This window comes from Klebsiella sp. MS 92-3 (assembly GCF_000195655.1).
GTDB classification, from domain to species: domain Bacteria; phylum Pseudomonadota; class Gammaproteobacteria; order Enterobacterales; family Enterobacteriaceae; genus Klebsiella; species Klebsiella pneumoniae.
In genome coordinates this window covers 1-1,307 of record NZ_GL882737.1, presented here as the reverse complement: position 1 = coordinate 1,307, position 1,307 = coordinate 1, and the positions used below count along the sequence as shown (strand labels likewise).

The window sequence follows — 1,307 nt, the reverse complement described above, 5'->3', positions numbered from 1 at the left end:
CTCCTTAACTATGCAGTCCCGTATCCGCCACTGCAGTGGGGGACACCATATGATGGGCGAACAGCTAAAACCTATGCTGATAAAGGGTATCGGGCGACTGATGCAAATGGCGCGCTGGACGTTACTGCTGCAGAGATTGTCGCCGACACTGTGGTGAAACTGACATTCTCCAGACGTGTCTCCGGGACAATCAAAATCTGGTACGCAGATAAAACATCACATAACGGGAATGGCTGCCTCAAGGACAGCGATCCATTCCTGGCAACTGAAAATTACGTGTATACCGCAGGCAGCGGCCAATATGCTGACGAAAATATTCCTGAACTTGTAGACAAACCATACCCGCTGGAAAACTGGGCATGGGCACAAATTATCGAGACAACTGTATAGCGGAGCGAATAAATATGGGTATTACTCTTTTCACTAATAATGCGTTTTCGTCTGTTTCAGACCCTGACGAATATTCGCCAGGTTTTGATACAACATCTCTCCGCCGGGCTGAAATATTTACTTATACAGGGATTGGTAAAAACCTTATGCCGGGGGAAGGCGGCCCCACTGTAGTTGGCACCCCGACGTTTATCACCGATTCGCCCTTTGTTCAGTTCTCAAATAACGCGAATGTGGCACATTTGAACCTGGGAATTAATGATGCCGCCCAACAAACCTGGTTTTTGCTCTTTGATCCGAATAATGACTCGACGCAACGAATTATCGCAGGAAGCTTTTCGGGAACAGCTGCATCTACACCTCCTGGTGTATCTGTGATTGTAGATGAATCAGGAGCGCTGGCTGCTACGCAGGGTGTGCACTACACGGACACTGATACTTACGGAACCGCGCGCGCAACTCTGAGTTCGTTCAATAAAACAAAGCCGATGCTGATCTGCCTTACCCTTGACGGTCAGACCACCAGGCTGACCGACATGACCAACAATGTTTCAGCATCTCTCACCCTGGCGTCAGGTCGCGAGCGAGCGCCGACTACCATTCGCATCGGCAAGGGAGGCGTTACGTACTGGGGCTCAACCTCAGCAACTAGTCGCATCGGCGCCTACATGGTTTTCGATCGCGTATTATCTGATGCTGAGAAAGGTTCTGTTCGTGACTATTTGCTCCGTTGCATACAGGCAAAATATCCGTCATTGATTTTCTGATAGGAAAAACATTCAGCGTGTCAATAAATGCATATTTGACAATGTCATAAGTGTTTCATGGGGATGGATTACAGCAATTGATATTGACCTGCTCTGCGCTTAAAACTACTGTATATAAAAACAGTGTGCGCCGGGAGACCGGTTAGAGAT

General features: G+C 48.2%; 1 protein-coding gene and 1 pseudogene. Both read left to right on the top strand.

What is annotated here, in order from left to right:
* A pseudogene (locus HMPREF9538_RS29225) lies at positions 1–390 on the top strand (hypothetical protein); the annotation flags it as partial.
* A 14-nt stretch (positions 391–404) separates the two neighbouring features.
* Positions 405–1,157: a hypothetical protein gene (locus HMPREF9538_RS23375; protein WP_223385402.1), complete on the top strand. Its 753-nt coding sequence runs from the start codon at positions 405–407 to the stop codon at positions 1,155–1,157.
* Positions 1,158–1,307 lie beyond the last annotated feature (150 nt).